Annotated in this window: 20 protein-coding genes; 13 read left to right on the forward strand and 7 right to left on the reverse strand. The window is 33.8% G+C overall.

The features are described 5' to 3' along the window. Positions 1 to 176: 176 nt before the first annotated feature. The 6 genes from dnaG to pepT all read left to right on the forward strand — a co-directional run bounded on the left by dnaG (position 177) and on the right by pepT (position 7,270). Entirely contained in the window at positions 177 to 2,000 is a 1,824-nt protein-coding gene (gene dnaG / locus FD26_RS02480; protein ID WP_057866860.1) for a DNA primase, read from the forward strand. 23 nt (positions 2,001 to 2,023) lie between these two features. Beyond that, positions 2,024 to 3,142, forward strand: a complete 1,119-nt coding sequence (rpoD, locus tag FD26_RS02485; RefSeq protein WP_057866861.1) for an RNA polymerase sigma factor RpoD — start codon at positions 2,024 to 2,026, stop codon at positions 3,140 to 3,142. Between the two features lie 184 nt (positions 3,143 to 3,326). Next, positions 3,327 to 4,523, forward strand: a complete 1,197-nt coding sequence (locus tag FD26_RS02490; RefSeq protein ID WP_057866862.1) for an SAM-dependent methyltransferase — start codon at positions 3,327 to 3,329, stop codon at positions 4,521 to 4,523. Positions 4,524 to 4,531: 8 nt separating this feature from the next. After that, complete coding sequence (locus FD26_RS02495) at positions 4,532 to 5,221, forward strand: tRNA (adenine(22)-N(1))-methyltransferase (RefSeq protein ID WP_057866863.1); 690 nt, start codon at positions 4,532 to 4,534, stop codon at positions 5,219 to 5,221. After that, positions 5,221 to 6,012, forward strand: a complete 792-nt coding sequence (locus FD26_RS02500) for a Nif3-like dinuclear metal center hexameric protein (RefSeq protein WP_057866864.1) — start codon at positions 5,221 to 5,223, stop codon at positions 6,010 to 6,012. Before FD26_RS02495 ends, FD26_RS02500 begins: the two co-directional genes overlap by 1 nt. 13 nt (positions 6,013 to 6,025) lie before the next feature. Next, the gene (pepT, locus tag FD26_RS02505) at positions 6,026 to 7,270 is read left to right on the forward strand and encodes a peptidase T (protein ID WP_057866865.1); all 1,245 of its coding nucleotides are present in this window, start codon (positions 6,026 to 6,028) and stop codon (positions 7,268 to 7,270) included. A gap of 179 nt (positions 7,271 to 7,449) precedes the next feature. Here pepT and FD26_RS02510 read toward each other — a convergent pair whose 3' ends face one another. Continuing rightward, the gene (locus FD26_RS02510; protein ID WP_057866866.1) at positions 7,450 to 7,923 is read right to left on the reverse strand and encodes a hypothetical protein; all 474 of its coding nucleotides are present in this window, start codon (positions 7,921 to 7,923) and stop codon (positions 7,450 to 7,452) included. A gap of 246 nt (positions 7,924 to 8,169) precedes the next feature. Between FD26_RS02510 and FD26_RS02515 the strand changes: the two genes are divergently transcribed. The 4 genes from FD26_RS02515 to FD26_RS02530 all read left to right on the forward strand — a co-directional run bounded on the left by FD26_RS02515 (position 8,170) and on the right by FD26_RS02530 (position 11,327). Then, positions 8,170 to 8,817: a recombinase family protein gene (locus FD26_RS02515; protein ID WP_057866867.1), complete on the forward strand. Its 648-nt coding sequence runs from the start codon at positions 8,170 to 8,172 to the stop codon at positions 8,815 to 8,817. Between the two features lie 231 nt (positions 8,818 to 9,048). Then, positions 9,049 to 9,504 carry a hypothetical protein gene (locus FD26_RS02520; protein WP_057866868.1) on the forward strand — a complete coding sequence of 152 codons (456 nt, stop codon included), beginning with the start codon at positions 9,049 to 9,051 and terminating at the stop codon, positions 9,502 to 9,504. A 229-nt stretch (positions 9,505 to 9,733) separates the two neighbouring features. Next, on the forward strand, positions 9,734 to 9,922 hold the full coding sequence (locus FD26_RS02525) for a 2-hydroxymuconate tautomerase (RefSeq protein ID WP_057866869.1): 189 nt from the start codon (positions 9,734 to 9,736) through the stop codon (positions 9,920 to 9,922). Between the two features lie 205 nt (positions 9,923 to 10,127). Next, on the forward strand, positions 10,128 to 11,327 hold the full coding sequence (locus tag FD26_RS02530) for a DUF2075 domain-containing protein (RefSeq protein ID WP_057866870.1): 1,200 nt from the start codon (positions 10,128 to 10,130) through the stop codon (positions 11,325 to 11,327). 117 nt (positions 11,328 to 11,444) lie between these two features. Here FD26_RS02530 and FD26_RS02535 read toward each other — a convergent pair whose 3' ends face one another. Together FD26_RS02535 and lepB are read right to left on the reverse strand one after the other, a co-directional pair. Further along, positions 11,445 to 11,630 carry an LBP_cg2779 family protein gene (locus FD26_RS02535; protein WP_057866871.1) on the reverse strand — a complete coding sequence of 62 codons (186 nt, stop codon included), beginning with the start codon at positions 11,628 to 11,630 and terminating at the stop codon, positions 11,445 to 11,447. Between the two features lie 36 nt (positions 11,631 to 11,666). Continuing rightward, the gene (gene lepB, locus FD26_RS02540) at positions 11,667 to 12,332 is read right to left on the reverse strand and encodes a signal peptidase I (RefSeq protein ID WP_057866872.1); all 666 of its coding nucleotides are present in this window, start codon (positions 12,330 to 12,332) and stop codon (positions 11,667 to 11,669) included. Positions 12,333 to 12,548: 216 nt separating this feature from the next. On the opposite strand from lepB, the gene FD26_RS02545 reads away from it, so the two are divergent. From FD26_RS02545 to FD26_RS02555, 3 genes are all read left to right on the forward strand, one after another. After that, a complete protein-coding gene (locus FD26_RS02545; protein WP_057866873.1) occupies positions 12,549 to 13,310 on the forward strand; it encodes a hypothetical protein in 762 nt (253 codons plus the stop codon). Positions 13,311 to 13,408: 98 nt separating this feature from the next. Beyond that, positions 13,409 to 14,383 carry a hypothetical protein gene (locus FD26_RS02550; protein ID WP_057866874.1) on the forward strand — a complete coding sequence of 325 codons (975 nt, stop codon included), beginning with the start codon at positions 13,409 to 13,411 and terminating at the stop codon, positions 14,381 to 14,383. Between the two features lie 4 nt (positions 14,384 to 14,387). Then, the gene (locus FD26_RS02555; RefSeq protein ID WP_057866875.1) at positions 14,388 to 15,740 is read left to right on the forward strand and encodes an RsmB/NOP family class I SAM-dependent RNA methyltransferase; all 1,353 of its coding nucleotides are present in this window, start codon (positions 14,388 to 14,390) and stop codon (positions 15,738 to 15,740) included. On the opposite strand, the gene fni is transcribed toward FD26_RS02555, so the two are convergent. The 4 genes from fni to mvk are packed head-to-tail and all read right to left on the reverse strand — an operon-like array spanning position 15,737 to position 19,788. After that, entirely contained in the window at positions 15,737 to 16,783 is a 1,047-nt protein-coding gene (gene fni / locus FD26_RS02560; RefSeq protein WP_057866876.1) for a type 2 isopentenyl-diphosphate Delta-isomerase, read from the reverse strand. The two genes, FD26_RS02555 and fni, sit on opposite strands and share 4 nt — an antisense overlap. After that, the gene (locus tag FD26_RS02565) at positions 16,776 to 17,855 is read right to left on the reverse strand and encodes a phosphomevalonate kinase (protein ID WP_075887671.1); all 1,080 of its coding nucleotides are present in this window, start codon (positions 17,853 to 17,855) and stop codon (positions 16,776 to 16,778) included. The genes fni and FD26_RS02565 overlap by 8 nt, the downstream gene beginning before the upstream one ends. A gap of 24 nt (positions 17,856 to 17,879) precedes the next feature. Then, a complete protein-coding gene (mvaD, locus tag FD26_RS02570; protein ID WP_057866878.1) occupies positions 17,880 to 18,845 on the reverse strand; it encodes a diphosphomevalonate decarboxylase in 966 nt (321 codons plus the stop codon). Beyond that, positions 18,838 to 19,788 carry a mevalonate kinase gene (gene mvk / locus FD26_RS02575; RefSeq protein WP_103429308.1) on the reverse strand — a complete coding sequence of 317 codons (951 nt, stop codon included), beginning with the start codon at positions 19,786 to 19,788 and terminating at the stop codon, positions 18,838 to 18,840. Before mvk ends, mvaD begins: the two co-directional genes overlap by 8 nt. Positions 19,789 to 19,809 lie beyond the last annotated feature (21 nt).

Genomic DNA, 19,809 nt, shown 5'->3' on the forward strand with positions numbered 1-19,809 from the left:
TTTATATAGGACCGTGTATAATAAGATATTGACAAGTGACCAGTGGTCCCAGTTTGCACTTTTTGTGGGAGCACTTTTTTATTTTAGGTCGCTGGTGGATTGATTCAGCATGTTTGTTTTCCAGAAATAGATGTGTTATATTTCTGTATCTATAAACATATGAGGAGGTGACAGCTATGGCAACGAGAATTCCTCAGGAATTCATAGATGAAGTTACCTCGAAGACCAATATTGTTGATGTAATTAGCAAGTATGTACAGCTAAAGAAGTCCGGTAAAAATCTGTTTGGACTTTGCCCGTTTCATGAAGAGCGAACCCCTTCGTTTTCTGTTGCAGAGGACAAGCAGATTTTTCACTGTTTTAGTTGTGGTCGTGGTGGAAATGTTTTTAAGTTTATTATGGAAATGGAAAGTAAGACTTTTCCAGAAGCTGTAATTGAAGTAGCTCAAATGGGCAACATTCCCGTTCCTGATCAATATGAAGCTAAAAACACACAATATCAAAATTCCGACAGTCAAACATTGTTAAAAATGTATTCAGATGCGGCTAAGCTTTACAGTCATATTTTGATGAAGACTGAGAATGGTACTCCAGCGTTAAAGTATCTCAAGAATCGTGATCTTTCAGATGACTTGATTCAAACTTTTGACATTGGTTATGCTCCAAACAATAACAATCTATTGTTACAGTTCTTCAAGGATCGAAATATCAGCGATGATATTTTAAGAAAGTCAGGATTGTTTGCTGAAAATCAAGAGGGTGAATTATTTGATCGTTTTCGTGATCGAGTGATGATTCCTATTACTGATGAATCAGGAAATATCATTGCTTTTTCTGGTCGAATTTTAGATAAAAATGCTTCAACAGCTAAATATTTAAATAGTCCAGAGACGGAGATTTTCAACAAAGGTAAAACTTTATTTAACCTTAATAATGCTAAAAAAGAAATTCGCGAAAAGGGCAATGTGATTCTTTTTGAAGGATTTATGGATGTTATTAGTGCCTATAAGGCCGGTGTTACTAATGGTGTAGCCTCCATGGGAACAAGTTTAACCGACCAGCAGCTATATGTTTTAAGTCGTTTAACTAATCAAATCAATGTCTGTTACGATGGCGATGATCCTGGTGTCGAAGCCACTTATCGAGCATTGACACAGTTAACTGATGAACGGTTTAGTTATGGGGTAATTAGTATTCCCGACAAAAAGGATCCTGATGAATACGTCAGAACTGAAGGGGCACAAAAGTTTCAAAGTTTGGCCAATAATGGCGTTCAAACGCCAATCTCCTTTATTCTGAATTATTTTAAACGTAACTACAACTTAAATAACGAGCATGATCAGTTAGAATTTTTGAATCAGTCATTACATGAAATAGTTAAGCTACAATCGCCAGTTGAAATTGATATGTACGTTGGCAAGGTTGCTGAAGAAATGAATGTTTCGAAAGAAGCAATCAACAAAGAATTAGACGCTTTACGACGTCAAATCGAAATTCAAAAACCAGCCAACAATTATAAAGATGTTCAACAAAAGGCTTTAGAAAAAGTTACTTCAAGTGTTAGGCCCAAATCTAATCGATTAGAGAAATCAGAGCGTTATTTATTATATTGGGCCATTAATTTTCCTGAAGTTAGAATAAACTTAAAAGGCGATGGTTTTAAATTTATTCATCAAGATTATCAACGGATTTTTGAAGCTCTGTTATCTTATATAGAAGAGGAAAAAATTGACGATGAAGTTAATATATCCGATTTTATGAATGTTTTGGAAGATAATGATAAAAATCTTTTGGCAGAATTAGAAATGATGAATATGCCTGAGGATTATAACGATCAAGAAATTGATGATTATATTACCAATATTAAGAATTCTAGTTTGGAATCTCAGCTTAATGAGATTAATGAACAATTAAAGAAAGCGGCGATGGTAGGTGACAATAAATTGCAGCTAGAGTTAACTAAGCAATTGATTGATGTTCGAAGAATCCTTAGCAATTAAGCATACTGGAGGAATAAATATATATGGCAACTACTAAAAAACCAGCAGTATCAAAAGAATTAAAAACTGCTACAAAGAAACTTATCAAAGATCTTAAAAAGACTGGTAAGATTACTGAAGATGATCTTCAAGAAAAGATTATCAAGCCTTATAAACTTAAAGGCGATGCTTTGACTAACTTTGTTAGTGAACTTGAAGATGTCGGTATCGGTGTTGTGGACGATAAGGGCAATCCAAGTAAATTAGCACTTCTTAAAGAAAAGAAAGAAGCAAAGAAGACTAAGAAGAACGATACAACTCCTCCAACTGATATCAAAGTTAATGATCCAGTTAGAATGTATCTGAAGGAAATTGGTCGTGTTCCTTTGCTTAATGCCCAACAAGAAGTTGATCTTGCTTTGAAGATTGAACAAGGTGATGAAGAAGCTAAGCAAAAATTAGCTGAAGCTAACTTGCGTTTGGTTGTTTCTATTGCTAAGAGATATGTTGGTCGTGGAATGCAATTCTTGGATCTTATTCAAGAAGGTAATATGGGACTAATGAAGGCGGTTGAAAAGTTTGATTATCGTCTAGGATTTAAGTTCTCTACTTATGCAACCTGGTGGATCAGACAGGCCATTACGCGTGCTATTGCCGATCAAGCCAGAACTATTCGTATCCCAGTACATATGGTTGAAACAATCAATAAGTTGATCAGAATTCAACGTCAATTGCTTCAAGATTTAGGTCGTGAACCACTTCCTGAAGAAATTGGTGCTGAAATGGATATGCCTACTGGCAAAGTTCGTGATATTTTGAAGATTGCTCAAGAGCCAGTTTCATTGGAAACACCTATTGGTGAAGAGGATGACTCGCATCTTGGTGATTTCATCGAAGATTCAGATGCTACAAGTCCTGAAGATCACGCTTCATATGAACTATTGAAGGAACAATTGGAAAATGTTTTGGACACTTTGACAGATCGAGAAGAAAACGTGCTTCGTCTTCGTTTCGGTTTGGATGATGGACGTACTAGAACACTTGAAGAAGTTGGTAAAGTCTTTGGCGTTACTCGTGAGAGAATCCGTCAGATTGAAGCCAAGGCTTTGAGAAAGCTACGTCACCCTTCAAGATCTAAACAATTAAAAGATTTTCTTGAATAGATGAAAATAAGGATTGCCATTTGGTGGTCCTTTTTATTTTGTTCTTGAATTTAAATATCATGCTAGATAAATTTTATGGAAACAAGACATTTTTATAAATATGTTTCTGAAAATTAAGGTTTTTAGTTTATATTTTTCTGTTTTTTGATTTACAATTAATATATCTATTTTTTTGGAGGATGTTATGTTAGATAAAAAGATTTACGACGAAATATTTTCACGTTCATTTACTATTCCGATCAAGGTTATCTTTTGGGATGGAAAAGAAAAGACTTATGGACCAGAAGGAAAGTCTGATATAACTATTAAGTTTAATGACAAAGTTCCTATTTCTGACGTTGTAAAACATGCTACGCTTACTTTAGGTGAAGCATATATGGATAAAAAAATTGAAATTGAAGGTTCAATTCAAAAATTAATTACTTCTGCTTATACACAATCAGACAGTTTCATGTCTAGTTTAAAATTAAAAAAATATATTCCTAAGTTCAATCATTCTGAAGAAGGAAATAAAAAGGAAATTCAAGAGCATTACGATATTGGTAATGATTTTTACAAGCTATGGCTTGATAAGACTATGACTTACTCATGTGCTTATTTCAGAACTCCAGAAGATACTTTGGAGCAAGCTCAAATGAATAAGGTTCATCATATTCTTAATAAATTAAATACTAAACCTGGCGAAACAATTCTTGATATTGGCTGTGGCTGGGGAACAATGATGTTCACTGCAGCTAAGGAGTATGGTCTTAAAGCTAAAGGTGTTACTCTTAGTCAAGAACAATATGACTATGTAAACCAAAAGATTCAAGATGAGAATTTAGGCGACCAAATGGAAGTTATGTTGGAAGATTATCGTGAAGTTAGCGAAAAATTCGATCATGTTGTTTCCGTTGGTATGTTCGAACACGTTGGTAAAGATAATTTACCAGGATATTTCAAGACTGTAAAAGATGTCTTGAAACCAGATGGCAATGCTTTGATTCATGGTATTACAGGACAACATTATGGTGTTGGTGTTGATGCTTGGCTAGTTAAATATATCTTCCCAGGTGGCTATATTCCTGATGTTAAGGAAAATGTTGGACATATTTTGGATGCTGGATTACAAATTGACGATCTTGAACCATTGCGTCGTCATTATCAAAAGACTGTTGAAATTTGGGATCGTAATTTTAACAAAGTTGAAGATAAGGTTAACGAAATGTATGGCGAAAGATTTGTTCGAATGTGGGATTTGTATCTTCAAGCCTGTGCTGCTTCATTTGAAAGTGGCAATATCGATGTTATCCAATTCTTATTGACTAATGGAGCTAGTGGTACAGCAATGCCAATGACACGTGAATACATGACAGACTTAGATAAAAAGACTGCAGAATAGAGGATAAAGTGACTTTACTTTCAAAGAGATTACAAGCTGTTTACCAAATGGTTGATACGAATACCAGAGTGGCTGATATTGGATCAGATCATGCCTATTTGCCAGTTGAATTAATTGAACAAGGTATAGCGTCTTATGCGATAGCTGGAGAAGTCGCACCAGGTCCTATGTCACGTTCTAAAAAAGACGTAGATAAATTTGGCCTTAGTGGCAAAATTGATGTCCGTTTGGGCGATGGCTTAGCCGTTATTAAAGAAAATGACCACATTCAAACAGTCGTAATAGCTGGAATGGGTGGTATTTTAATTCAAGATATTCTCACTCGTGCAACTGTGGAACAATTGTCGCATGTTCAGACACTAATCTTACAGCCTAATATTGGTGAACCCTTGGTGCGTCATTGGTTAGTTGAAAATAATTTTAAGATTGTTGACGAAGATATTGTGGCAGAAGATAATCATGTTTATGAAATTATTAAGGCTCAAAAGACTGATGCAGCAATTTCTTTAAGTGAACCAGAATTTTTAATGGGACCAATTTTAATACAGAAAAAAACACCAACTTTTGTCGCTAAATGGCAACATAAATTACAGGGCTACCATAAAGCTGTGACTAATATGAAACGTGCTAAACAAATTGATCAGGCAAAAATTGATGTAATGAACCAATATATTAAATATATTGAGGAGATACTCTAATGGTTAAAGTTCAAGATATTATTAATAGAATTGAAGAATTTGCTCCATTATCAATTAAGATGGATGGCGATCCAACAGGTTTTCAATTGGGAGATCGTCAACAGACTGTACAACGGGTTATGACAACTTTGGATGTACGTCCTAATGTTGTGGCTGAAGCAATCGATAAAAAAGTCGATTTGATCGTAGCGCATCATCCAGTGATGTTTCGTGCAGCTCATAATTTAGATTTATCTTCACCGCAAAATAAAATGTATCGTGATCTTTTGTCGCATAATATTTCGGTATATGCTAGTCATACTAATTTAGATAAAGCACATAATGGAATGAACGATTGGTTAATGGAAGAGCTTGGCTTGCAGAATGCTCGCTTCTTGGACGAAGACGACGATTATTCGATTGGTCGGATGGGCGAACTAGAAAAACCAATGGAATTGGTCGATTTTGCTAAGATGGTTCGAGATGCTTATCATGTTAAAAATTTACGCTTTGTTAAGTCCGATTTAGGACAAAAAGTTAAAAAGGTTGCCATTATTGGTGGCGATGCTGGTAAGTTTTATCCCGAAGTCTTAAAAGCTGGCGCTGATACCTTTATTACTGGGGATGTTTATTATCATACGGCTCATGATATGATGGCTAATGGTTTAAATGTAGTTGATCCAGGGCATCATATTGAAGCTGTTTTTATAGAAAGAATGGCAAGTATCTTAAATGATTGGAAAAAATCTAATAAACTGGAATTAGATATAGTACAATCAGAGGTAGATACAGAACCATATAACTTTTTATAGGGAGCGGATAAAAATGGCATTAAAATATGAAAAATTAATTCCTCGTTTTTTAGGGTATGTAAAACAAAATACTCGTTCAGATGAATATTCATACACAATTCCTTCAACTGAAAGACAAACAGTCTTTTTGAAGAAATTAGCTGATGAATTGAATGAAATTGGTTTGAAAGATGTTAAAATCCGAAAAGTTGATTCATATTTGACTGCAGAATTGCCCTCAAATCTTGATCATGATGTTCCAGTGTTAGGCTTGATTTCACATATTGATACGGCAGATTTTAATTCAGAAAATATTCAGCCTCAAATCGTAGAAAATTATGATGGCAAAAGTATTATTAAATTAGATGCTGCTGGTAAGTATGTTTTGGATCCAGTTGTTTTCCCATCACTAAAGAATTATGAAGGTCAAACATTAATTACAACGAATGGTGAGACACTTTTAGGTTCAGATGATAAATCTGGTGTATCCGAAATTATTACGACTATGGAATATTTGATCAGTCATCCAGAGATCAAGCACGGCAAGATTAAAATTGGTTTAGGACCTGATGAAGAAATTGGTACAGGTGCTAAGAATTTTGATGTTAAAGATTTTGGTTCTGATTTTGCTTATACCGTTGATGGTGGTCCAGTTGGACAGTTGGAGTATGAGACATTCAGTGCTGCTGGTTTAAAAGTTCATATTACAGGTAAAGATGTCCATCCTTCAGGTGCTAAGGGAATTATGGTCAACTCAATGTTGATTGCTAGTGAGTTTCAAAGCATGTTACCAGCTGACGAAGTACCTGAAAAAACTGAAGGACGAGAAGGATTCTTCTTGTTATGTGATGAGCAGGGAACAATCGATCATACTGATATGTCATATATTATCCGTGATTTCGAACGTGATGGTTTGGAAGCTCGTAAAAATAAAGTTACTGAAATCGTTAAGAAATTAAATGACAAGTATGGTGCAGATACAGTTAAGATTGATATGGGTGATCAGTATTACAACATGTATGAGATTATGAAGGATCATATGGAAGTAGTTCATATTGCTGAGAAAGCTATGAAAAACCTTGGTATTGAGCCTGATGAAGCTCCTGTTCGTGGTGGTACAGATGGTTCAACCATTTCATTTATGGGCTTGCCTACACCAAACTTATTTGCTGGTGGCGAGAATATGCATGGACGCTTTGAATATGTTTCTGAACAGGCCATGGAAAAAGCTGTTGATGTAATTCTTGAAATCATTAAATTAAATAGCGAAAATAAATAGGTTATTATTGAATAGTAAAAAAACAGTGTCGTGACCAGAAATGGCTGCCGCACTGTTTTTTTTGTGAAAAAAATTAAGTTATTCTATGTAATACATTTTAAACGATTCTTATTAAATTAATTGCTTTACGAAAACATAAATATCAAAACTAAAACTTCGACCAATTAACCCGAAGTTTTTTATAATTGAGAAATAATTTCACTAGCAATAGTTGCTGCTGATTTAGCAGAGTTATCATACTTAATTGTTGAAAGTAACTGATATTTTAAAAGATTCGCAATTGAGTTTTGAAACTCGTCGTCGTTTTTATTTTCATTAGTGAAATTCTGTAGGGAAGGAATGATAGATACCGGGGTTACTTTAACATCTTTTAAATCTAATCCTGCAAGAATTTCGTCAATGATCTTTTGTTGATCTAATTTCCAATAGAATATAATATTTTTTAATTCTGAATTCTTGATGAAGGAGTTTAGTAAGAATATAATATTATCCATTACCATTTTTTGACTATTATTATTGGTAAAGGGCAGGTTTGTTTGCCCACACCAGTCTCCATCGAGAATAACGGCGTTGTTTAATTGTTGCATTAATAATTTAGAAACAGTTACTTTATCGGATCTTTCAGTTCCACCAATCAAAATTAGGTTTTTCATTATTACCTCCAAAATATCATATGCATTTATTATAGTACGAAACGAAGGTCACTTTTTAATTGATTGTTTAATTCAGGGAAGAATGGTTTAATCTATGAATTAAATAACTTTTCAATATTCTTATTATTTTAAATAAATCTTCTTTTAAATTGATGATTTTATATTTTCTTACAATCTATGTACCATTTTGATTAGAAAATGATCATAATAGTCCATTGTATGTTTAATATTATAAGGAGTGTTTTTTTGGCAAATACAACAAAGAAAAAAAAGATCAATATCGGATATATTAGAGTATCTACTGCCGAAGATCGTCAAAAGCTGGGATATGAGGCGCAAAAAAGAATTCTGAATGATTATGCAATAGATTATTTATATGGGGAAAAGATTAGTGGTCGAAAGGATGATCGTCCAGAGTTCAATAAGGCGATTAAAAGAGCAAAATCATTAGCTAAAAAGGGATATACAGTAACATTTATTGTCGTTAAATTAGATCGTATTTCTAGAAAAATGTCTTCATTATTATTAATTTTAGAAGATTTAAAAAAATATAATATCTCTTTTAAATCAGTTAATGAAAATATTGCAACTGATACCGCTACAGGAATACTAATGATGCAATTATTAGCTATGTTCAGTGAATTTGAAGTTAACACTTTGCGTACTAGAACTCGAGAAGCTTTAAAACAAGCAAAAATTGATGGCAAAGTTTTGGGACGTCCTAAAATAAATGAAAATATTAGAGATAAAATAGCTCTTATGTACCGTAATCCTGATTTATCAGTGCATGATGTTGCAATTAAGTGTAATGTCTCGGAGAGAACAGTGTACCGCATTGCTAAAGAAGGCAATTTAACGCGACAATATTCAAAAGGTACTTCATTTTTGAATTAAACTGATGTTATACTATTTATATAAAAATAATGATAATTCATGCCAATAACGAACGTTTTTGGCGGTTAATATTAATAAGGAAATAATACATATAAAGTGTTGATATAATAGTTTTTTTCTATTATGTCGGCACTTTTTTTTGTTATGTCTTATTCGTTCGTTATTGTCATAGATATTGTTATGTAATCTAGAGGGATTTTTTAGAAAGTATTTATAGGGAAGACCGAAAAAATGACAAATTTGAAACAAACAAAACCACTTTTATTTGCAGAAATAAAGAAGGTCAACACTCAAAAGGCATTATTAGAAATTAATGAAGTGTTAATGCCCAAACAGCAAGAATGGTTTTCTAAGGCATATTCAGATTATTTAGCTTTAATTGCTGATTCGAAATCGCAAATGAATCTTTTTGAATCCCAAGAGCCCTTTGATACTGAGGTTTTAAGTAAATTGATAATCTTTGCTGATTCTATTGAAATACAGGGAAATCGGTACATCGATTTTTTGTTGAATTTAGCTTTATACAAGCGTGTATTTGAGCAAAATTTAATCCCTGAAACGGAACTGATCGGTTATTCTGAAGAGATCGAGGCTTATTATTTGAAGGCTGAGAATATTGAATTTTCTCGGAAGATGAAAAGCTTTTTGGCAGAGGCAAAGCAATTGAAAATCAAGGGCTTTTATTAATTTGAAACTTTAGATGTCTTTTGAAGGTTTGTTGAGAGAATTTTAAGAAAAAATTCTAAAAATAGTGATGGAATTAATCATGCAGCATCAATTATAGAAGGTGAAAAATTATATAGTAGGTATTTTGAGGTTTATGACAAAGATTTGGCTACGGTTTATCGAAATTAAGCACCTGGAAGATAATTTATTGATATAATAGGACTATCTTAATTATTGAGGAGAGTTAATTATGCCATTAGTACATATCGATTTAATTGCTGGACGTTCAGAAGAACAACTAAGAGGAATGGTTAAGGATGTAACGGAAGCCATTGTAAAGAACACTGGAGCACCTTCAGAACATGTTCATGTTGTTTTGAATGAAATGGAAAAAGAACATTATGCCGTTGGTGGTGTTTTAAAGAGCGACGAAAAATAAAAAAAGATACCTCAAAATAGAGGTATTTTTTTATGCATTAAAAACCATTGCACACAACTTGTATTAATTTTTGTTATGTAACCTTAATTAAATAAAAATATATGTTTTACGAAAACATAAAAATAAAAAAAACAAAACCATTGACCAAGAAACTCATTTCGTCCACACTAGATGATAGTTTATTTATAATTATCGAAGGTGAATTATGTTAGAATCAGTTTTTCCAAATAAGGCACTTACTAAAGAACAAGAACAAATATTTAACAAAATTCTATTTTTCAATAAACAGGGATTAGATGCTTCTAATAAGAATATTTTTCAGTTAAATGGGGATGCTGGCACGGGTAAAAGTGTTATCCTAACCAAATTGTTTTTAAAATTGGAACAAGCCGCTAAATCTAATCATACTGACAATTATTTTTTAGTTAATCATCCTGAATTACTAAAGGTTTATCAGGAAAATGCGGGTCAATTTTCTGAACTAAGAAAAAATCGTTTTTTACGTCCAACTAGTTTTATTAATCGTATGCATAAGCAACATAGAAATGCCGATACTGTGGTAATTGATGAGGCACATTTACTTTTAAGCGAGAGCGATAATTACAATAACTTTATACAGAATAATCAATTAGAAGAAATCGTAAAACTTAGCAAAGTGGTTATTTTAGTATTTGATGAACGTCAGGTGTTGAAGCTTAAAAGCTATTGGTCACAAAAACTTTTAGATACAATTGTTAGAAAATCAGATGCTAATTACCAACGAGCAACTTTGCATACGCAGATGCGAATGCAAGCACCAAAGCAAGTTCTTAAGTGGGATGATGATCTGACGGATCAATTAAAACTCGATAATTTATCAAGGGCTACTACTAATTTTTTATCGTTTCAGTCTGACTATGATTTTAGAATTTATTCGGATGCCGAAAAAATGTATCAAGATTTAAAATCCAAAAATGACCAAATAGGCGAGTCTAGAATAGTGGCTACAGCAGATTATCCGTCTACTTTAGATGGACAAAAACATTATGTTACTGAGGGGAAGTTTCATTTGCCTTGGGATCAATATAACTATTCTCAGACGACATGGGCTCAAAAACCTGAAACAATTAATGAAATTGGTTCAATTTATACGGTCCAAGGTTTTGATTTAAATTACGTAGCAGTAATAATTGGTCCTTCTATTTCATATAATGGTTCAGGAAAAATAAAGATAGATATTTCAAAATATGAAGATCGTGAAGCTTTTAAGAATCGACACGAAAAAGACATTCTAAACTTAAATGAGTCTAAACAAAAAATTATTTTGAATTCAATCAATGTTCTACTTAAAAGGGGAATTAAAGGGTGCTTTGTTTATTTTCATGATGAGAGAATATTTAATTATTTAAATAAAACTATCCAATGACAAAAAACGTACAAAATAGACCCTGATGACTATAAAAAGTTGTCAGAGTCTATTTTTTATTAAAAAAACGATAACCTACGAGGGTTATCGTCAATGGGGTAAACTACAAATACTGCTTTATTGATGCAATTTGATATATTCTTGAACTGTCTTAATTTCATCTGCTGTAGGTTCGTAATCACCTGATTTAAGATTGTGAACACGTTCAACTGAGAGATGACTCTCGAAAGCAAACTGTGTATCTGTCATATCTTTATTTTTTTCATACTGAATTATCATTTCAGCAATATTTGGTTTATCCATGAAAATACCTCCAATAAATTATCTAAAACACTAATTTTAAAAGACTGTCCATTTATTTAATGGCCAGTAACGCCACTTAACTTCACCGATAACGCTCTTCTTGTTAATAAAGCCAATAATACGGCTATCCTTTGAAACTGTTCGATGGTCTCCCATTACGAAGTATGTTTCAGCAGGGACCTTATTGGTCTTCTTAATTTTGTTTAGGTAAGAACTGCTATAACGTTGTTGCCATTCAGGCGAGTTCTTAGCTAGTGAACTTAAAGTAAAGTTATAAGTATAACTGTATGGTTTACCTGCATACAAGCTAGTATCAGGCTCCTTAACTTTGTTGCCAGCTTTAAGGAAGTCCTCTTTTAACATTTTACCATTAACATAGATTTTGTTATTCTTAGAAACAACTGTATCACCGGGTAATCCGATAATTCTCTTAATATAAAATGATCCTGGTTCATCAGGAGCTTTCAAAACGATTACATCGCCACGTGTAAGATTTGAATGTCTCGTAGCAATTACTTTATCTCCGTTTTCAAAGGTCGGCTGCATTGAAGGTCCAGAAACTTTGTCATTTGAGAGAATAAACTTAAACCCTAAGAAAAATACCGCATAGATGGCAATTGTCAGTGCAATAGTTTGCAACCAAAATTTCCAACCGCTTTCTTCTTCCTTTTGAGGCCGTTGTCTTCTATTATTTTCTGCCATAATTCACCTCGTACATGTACTAACTAGGATATTACACTTTTTCGTAATTATTGGAAATAATTGTGGTATTTTCATCATAAAAATTTAATTTAATATTAATAAAGGACAAACGTTACTGGCATTAAGTACTATGGCTTTATGTTTAACCAGATCTCTAGTAATATAATTGACGAATTGAATTTAATTTTATCGGTAAATTATGTCTGGGGGCAAAGAATGAATTATATAGATGGATTACGTCAAGATACGAGTGTTTTACCTAATGGAATGGTTTTTAATGCACGTATCAAATTTATGGAAAATATTGTTAAGGCACTAAATAACAATCAATTGCCAAAGTATCATTTTCCCCAATTGCAATTAAGTGAAAAAGAAATAACAACTTATATGGAGCACAATATCAACCTAGATGAAATTGAATTTCAAACTATGTCTGCTCGATTAGAAAAGTTTGATCATGATTTGGGAGAATTTCGAAGTTATTTACAGACACGATTTGGCTATTGGGCAACTATTACTGAAGACTTTGTAGAAGCGATAAAAAACAATTTCCCTAACCAAACTTTTTTAGAGTTAATGGCAGGAAATGGCTATCTTTCCAAAGGATTGCGTGATTTTGACATTAAAACCTACTGTACGGACGACTTGAGTTGGTCTAAGTACAATCAGACTGGAAAGATAAAAATTACTGATGTCGAATCTTTAGAGGCTATTTCGGCTTTAGAAAAGTATGGTTCACAAGTCGATAATGTTATTTTAGCTTGGGGTCCAGATAGGGAAGATATTGATTATCGCGTTTTACAAAAAATACGCCAATTAGATGTCAATTTCCTAGTGATTGGTGAAAAATATGGTGCAACGAATAGTCGTGAGTTTTGGGATAGTGCAAAATTGCAAGAGGATTCTAGAATTCAACGAATTAATCAATCTTATTCAAATTATGATTTAGTTAAAGATCAACTCTATTTAGTTAAGTAAAAGGACAAGGCTGAAACAAATAAAAATGTTTCAGCCTTGTCTTAGTCTTTAGTGTAAAATGATATATCAGTAAGACAAATTTAATAGGTGATTTCTTTATGAAAAAAATTATTTCGAGTATTGTTATCTTTTTGATAGTCCTCTTGACTGGGGTAGCAATCTCTAAAAGCGATTCGATTAAATATAATAATACTATGAACCGTTTAGGTATGAGTGAAGAAGCAGTTGTATTGCATACTCATTCTAAAAAGAATTTAGTTACGGCTGTTCAGGAATTAAATGCCAAAAAGAAAGTTGCTGGATATCAGTTGATATTCTTTGAAAAGAGCAATAGTGATATTGGCTATATCTATAGTCATGGAAAAACAAATAAACTCCCTATTACTTCAGGACGTTACTTCTCGAAGGATGACTTTATTTCGCAAATTCCTTTTGCGGTTCAGGGCAAAACTTCAAATATTGAAGCTTATAAACCCCAAAGTCAATCTTATATCAAAGTAGACAATCGTTATATCTCAGTGATTGGAAATGTTGGCTTTGATGGGGCAGATATTTTAAATTCGCAGACTTTAGTCTCATTGTCGCCTAATCAGCCTAAATCCAGGTATCACTTGAATCAAGTAACAACGGTGCTAGATGGTCATGCAGTTACTAATAAAGAGAGCTTAAGCAAGATCAAACACGTATTGCATGCTAGTTCAATGCACAAGTATGTCCCTCAAACAGATGATTTTACTAATGTTGAGACAACCAATAACGGTGAAATGTATCTTGTTGGAATTGTTCTGTTATTCTTCTTAATTATGGCCGTTGATTTTTATATTTTAATACCATTGAAATATGATTTATCACGTTCGCATTTGACTGGAGATTTAAAAAATAATTATCGTAATGGCTTAATGCTTCGCTATTTGATTTATACGTTAGTGCCATTCGCTATTGGTTTTGCCGCAGTCAATTGGAGAATTGTCATTATTAGTCATAGTACTTTTAATCTTTTTATGACAATTTCAGTTGTCATGACGATCCTTATTGGATTATCGCAAATATTCTTTGTTAAACGGAGTGAGTAATTTAATGAAAGTCGATTTAAGTCAAGACTTTAAAACAAAATATCGTAATTTAATGGGAGACCGAGCAGATAAATTATTTGCTGCTATTCAAGAGGATAGTCAGGAAGCTTTTCGTTTGAATCCCCTAAAGGCTAATTTTCAAAATGTTTCTTATTCTTTGGAACGACCAATCGAGTACAGTCCTATTGGCTATTATGGCGAGATTAATGGTAATTCAATAGATCACTTGTCGGGTTACGTTTATAGTCAAGAACCTAGTGCAATGTATGTCACAGAAATTTTAGATCCGCAAGAAAACGATAAAATCCTTGATTTGTGTGCTGCTCCTGGTAGTAAAACAACGTATATTGCTTCAAAAATGGCTTCACAGGGACTTTTGGTCAGTAATGAGATAAATGCTAAGCGTGCAAAGGTATTGTCTTCTAACATTGAAAGAATGGGTATCACTAATACAATAGTTACGAATAATTCACCTAAAGACTTCGAAAAGAAGTTGGGGCAGTACTTTGATAAAATTTTAGTCGATGCACCATGTTCTGGGGAAGGAATGTTTCGAAAAGATCCTGATTCAGTTCAATATTGGTCCTTAGATTACGTTGAGCAATGTGCCAATCGTCAGCGTCATATCCTGGATTCAGCGTATAAATTGTTGAATAATGGTGGAACGTTTGTCTATTCAACTTGCACCTTTTCACCAGAGGAAAATGAACAGAATATCGACTGGTTTTTAGATAAATATCCTGATATGCATTTGGTACTTGTTAAAAAATACGCTGGTATGGAAGATGGCCGTCCAGAATGGGGTAATAATAATTCTGAATTAACCAAAGCTTTGAGAATGTTTCCAGATCAGTTCAATGGCGAAGGTCATTTCATGTGCAAAATGGTAAAAGATGGTGAACCAGCTGCAATTAAGGAACGTCAAATTAATAATGGTATCAAAAAAGACGACACAAAATTTGTTCAAAAGTTTGCTAAAGCTAATCTGAAAACCTTATCTGAAAATAATTGGCTAAAAATCAATGACTTTTTATATCAAGCTGCTAGTTTAGATAGTCGCTTTAAGGGCTTGCATATTTTAAGAAATGGTCTCAAATTAGGCGAATTCAAAAAAAATAGGTTTGAACCCGATATCGCTTGGATATTGGCTATCAAACCTGATGAATTAAATACTGTTTTTGAACTAGATCAAACTCAATTTGAAAAATACTTACATGGTGAGTCTGTTATTTTAACGTCTAAACCGGACTTCGACAATAAATGGATAGGACTAGCATATCAAGACAAACTTTTCAGTTGGGGTCGTTATAGCAATCAGCAAATAAAAAACGTCTATCCCAAGGGATTAAGACGTTAGAGTTTTAAATTACGCTGTTTAATATAGTTTACCAAGCTTTCATCTAAAACGATGGGAGCTTTTTTGATGTCATTAATATTTTTAGCTCCAATAGCAGCCATAATTAGTTGCAATTGTTGAATAAATTTCTCGAAGAAAGTTTCGGTTTCACTCAAGGAGCTTTTTTGCAGATGATGAAGAACTAAGCCGGACATTCCGACAGAGCTTGCTCCTAAACGAAGGGCCTTGATCACATCCATTGGGGTTCTGATGCCACCAGAAGCCAAAATGGTCATTTTGTTTTGATAAGGGCGAGATTCTAGAAGCGATTCTACAGTCGAAAGTGACAACTGATCTAAATAAGATAAGTCTAAATCATGATTGCGAGCACTTTCAATTTGCGCAAAATTAGTTCCTCCAAAACCAGAAATATCAACATAACGTACTCCCGCTTGATATAATTGACGCAAATTGATCTGAGAAATACCGAAACCAACTTCTTTAACAATAACTGGAACTGAAACATTTTTGACGATATCTTTTATATTGTCCAACCACATAAATTCTTGATCGCCTTCAGGCATGGCCAATTCTTGAAGAGCATTTAGATGGATCTGCAAAGCATTAGCTTTTATAAGATTTACTGCTTGTTGAGATTGTTGAGCGTTAGCCTTGGCAGAAACATTTGCAATAACGAATCCCTTTGGATTATTGCTTCGTAAAGTAGTGAAGGAAGCCTTCGTTTCTTCTGGCAAACGGAAATAAACACCCATTGAACCACTAGAAACGGGAATATTTAGTTTCTGAGCCAATTGAGCCAATTCGGTGTTAAAACGATCGGACTGTCTAGAGCCACCAGTAATGGCATTAAAATAGATTGGCAAAGCAACTTTAGTTCCTAAAAAATCAGTAGTTAAATCAATGTCATTTAATCTTAATTCTGGTAGGGCATCATGAAGTAAACGAATTTTGTCAAAATTTGCAAATGATTCGTCAGTAAAAAACTTTTCTGCTAAAAAAAGATGTTCAACTTTGCGTTGAATTTGTGGATCTTGTTTAGGCATGGGCGATTGTTTCTCCAATTTTCAAAGTTAAAGGGGTAATCCCGACTTGTTGCCATTCTTTCTTTAATTCTGCAATATTAAGATTTTTATCGCTTAAAACAATACCGCAGTCGCCGCCACCAGCACCAGAAGTTTTGGCAGAGCCACCTAGTTTTTCAGCGATATCGCAAAGCTTAGTTAATAATTCTGTTTCAATATGAACATCGCTAAATTCAGCTAGATCTGAAAGTAGTTCTCGATATTCACTAAAGACTTTTTTTATAAGGACTGAATTATTATCTTTAAAACCAGTAATTAAATGTTCAACATTTTTACGACTGGCACGTAAGAAATTCTGATACTTTTCGACCTTTTGAGCCTTTGTCAAAGCAATTCGATCAACTAAAATTGATGTCGAGGCAGGAGAGCCTGTCCAACCAACCGTTAATTCTAAGTCTTTTGGCAACTGTAAACTTTGAATCTTTAATTCTGGCCAATTGAGTGCCAAAATTTCAGTGATACTATGATTTCTGATCATGTTAAAGATCCAGTTACGGTCAGGAGAATAGTAGGCGACAATACCACCAAACGCACTGGCAGCAATATCTCCTAAACTACCATTCCCTTGAACGGATAAATGAGAAATGGCTGATATTTTATAAATATCCATGGCAGATAAACCTAAGTGATAGAAATCGCCTAAAGTTTTAACAACAGCAACGGTTACGGCTGCTGAAGATCCTAAACCATATTTCTTGCCATCTTTTGAATCTAACTCACTAGTAACTAATAAATCGTAGTAATTTAATTTAACGTCTCGTTCTAGAGCGTACTTTTCTACGAATTGAATGGCTGCAAGAATATATTGTAATTGACTTTCAGAATCATCAAAGACTAATTCTGTTCCTTGACGATTCCAATGGATCAATTCCTTATTGAGATTTTTCGACTGAATTGTTCCACCATTTTGCGTCTTATTAATTGTGACCGTTACATATTTATTAACGGAAGTAAGAACAGCGGGAAAGCCAGTTTCAACAACAGCATATTCTCCAGCTAAATATAATTTTCCAGGTGCTTTTCCTGTAGACAAAATATCATACCTTTCAATTTATAATCAGATGTATTGGATGCCAGAGCCGATATTGGCAACGACGGTTGTTACATTTGATAATTGTTGTTTAATGCATGTTTGAACCTTTGGCAGTGATTCTTTCGTACATATTATTTTAACATTAGGACCGGCATCAATTGTAGCATACGCTAGAATACCCTTTTGACGCATTTCTTTGATCAATTGGATAATTTGAATTGTTTCTGGTTCAAAATATGTAAACGAAGGATCAGCCGAAAGAGTCAAAGCATGCATCGACATTGCGTTGTGTTCGGAAATTTCACCAATTTTTTGAACATCTTTTTGAGCAATTGCTTGCTTAATTTCTTCTATCTCTGAAGCTACTAGTGTAACCCAATTAGAATAAAAAGGGGAGCTTTTTACGCTATTTTCCATTCCAGTGGTGGAAGAAATCTTTTTAGTGCTTTTGTTTATTACGACCGACAATAACGATAAATCAATTTCTGGGTGTTCGTCAATGGGCACAGCAAAAGAGGATTCGTTATCAGTTCCAGCCTCCCATTCTACAAAGCCACCGTAGATGGAACGACTAGCTGATCCCGAACCGTTTCGAGCCAAAATTGATAATTCACGTCGGGTTAAATTTAATTGCTTAGTTTCATTGATAGCTGCAGCTAAAGCAGCAAAACCAGATGCTGAAGAAGCAAAACCGGCTGAAGTAGGAACGTGGTTGATGCTATTAATTTGAAAATGATCTTTAAATGAATAAAATTTTCGAACTGTATCTAGATAATTCAAAATTCGCTTATTCTGAGAATCATTAAGCAACTGCTCATTTAGATATACAACATCATGATCTTCATTAATAATAGTAGCTGTAGTATCCGTATAAAAACGATCCAGGGTCAATGACAAACTATTTGTATAAGGCAATTTAAGTTGTTTGTTTTTTTTACCCCAATATTTAATTAAAGCAATATTAGTATAAGCCCGTGCTGTTCTAGTCAAAATCTGAATCCTCCGAATAGATTGATAGTGGTTGAATCCATGTCTGTTGTGCTCCTGCTTTGGTTAAAGCCTTTTGAATCATTTGCGCATTTTTTAAATTACGAGCCAAACAGATAATACAGCCGCCACGACCTCCGCCAGTAATTTTACTGCCAAGAGAGCCAGCATGATTAGCGGCGTCTATTAGTTTATCAGTCTTAGGAATTGCAAGGTTTAATTTGGTCAAAACCTCATTAGCTAAAGTAAACACTAGCCCTAATTGTTTTAGATTTCCCTGAACTAAATAGTTGCTAGCTTTTGAAGCGTAATCGCCTAATTGTTTTAAGTAAGCACCAGTTTTAGCTTGGTCGCTTTCATACATTTTTCTAACATCAGCGACGGTTTCTTTTGTTTTACCTTTGACACCAGAATCGGCGATAACAATGAAGCCGTCTGAATTGAAAGTAAAGTGACTGGGAGCTTCATTGCTACCGAATTGAATAGGGTATTCTGAACTGACAGTTAAAGCGTCTAAGCCACTTGCTTTGCCATGAGTAATTGTTTCTGATTTATTAACGTAATTGATCAATGTCTGATGATCTAATTCGTGTTTAAAAAAATCAAAGAAGGCTCGAGTTATGGCAGCGGCAATGGCAGCTGATGAGCCCATGCCTCGTTCAATTGGCAGACCACTATCGATACTGATAGTATATTTCACATTTTGTAGATTCAATTCTTTATCTAATAGATCAATTAAATATTTCACGCCAGATAAAGCATCTGGGATTTGATCGATTTTTCCAGCATAGTACTTGGAAATTAAAGAATTTTCATGACTCTGTTTCATTTTGACAATCACGGGCGTACTAAGTAGGGGGATAGCAAAAGCTGGGTAGCCATAAACTACTGCATGTTCTCCCATAATAATAGTTTTTCCATGACTTTTTCCGATTCCTTTAAGCACAATGCTCACCTCAATTTCTCT

Origin of the sequence: Companilactobacillus crustorum JCM 15951, from assembly GCF_001434585.1 — a bacterium.
GTDB lineage: Bacteria > Bacillota > Bacilli > Lactobacillales > Lactobacillaceae > Companilactobacillus > Companilactobacillus crustorum.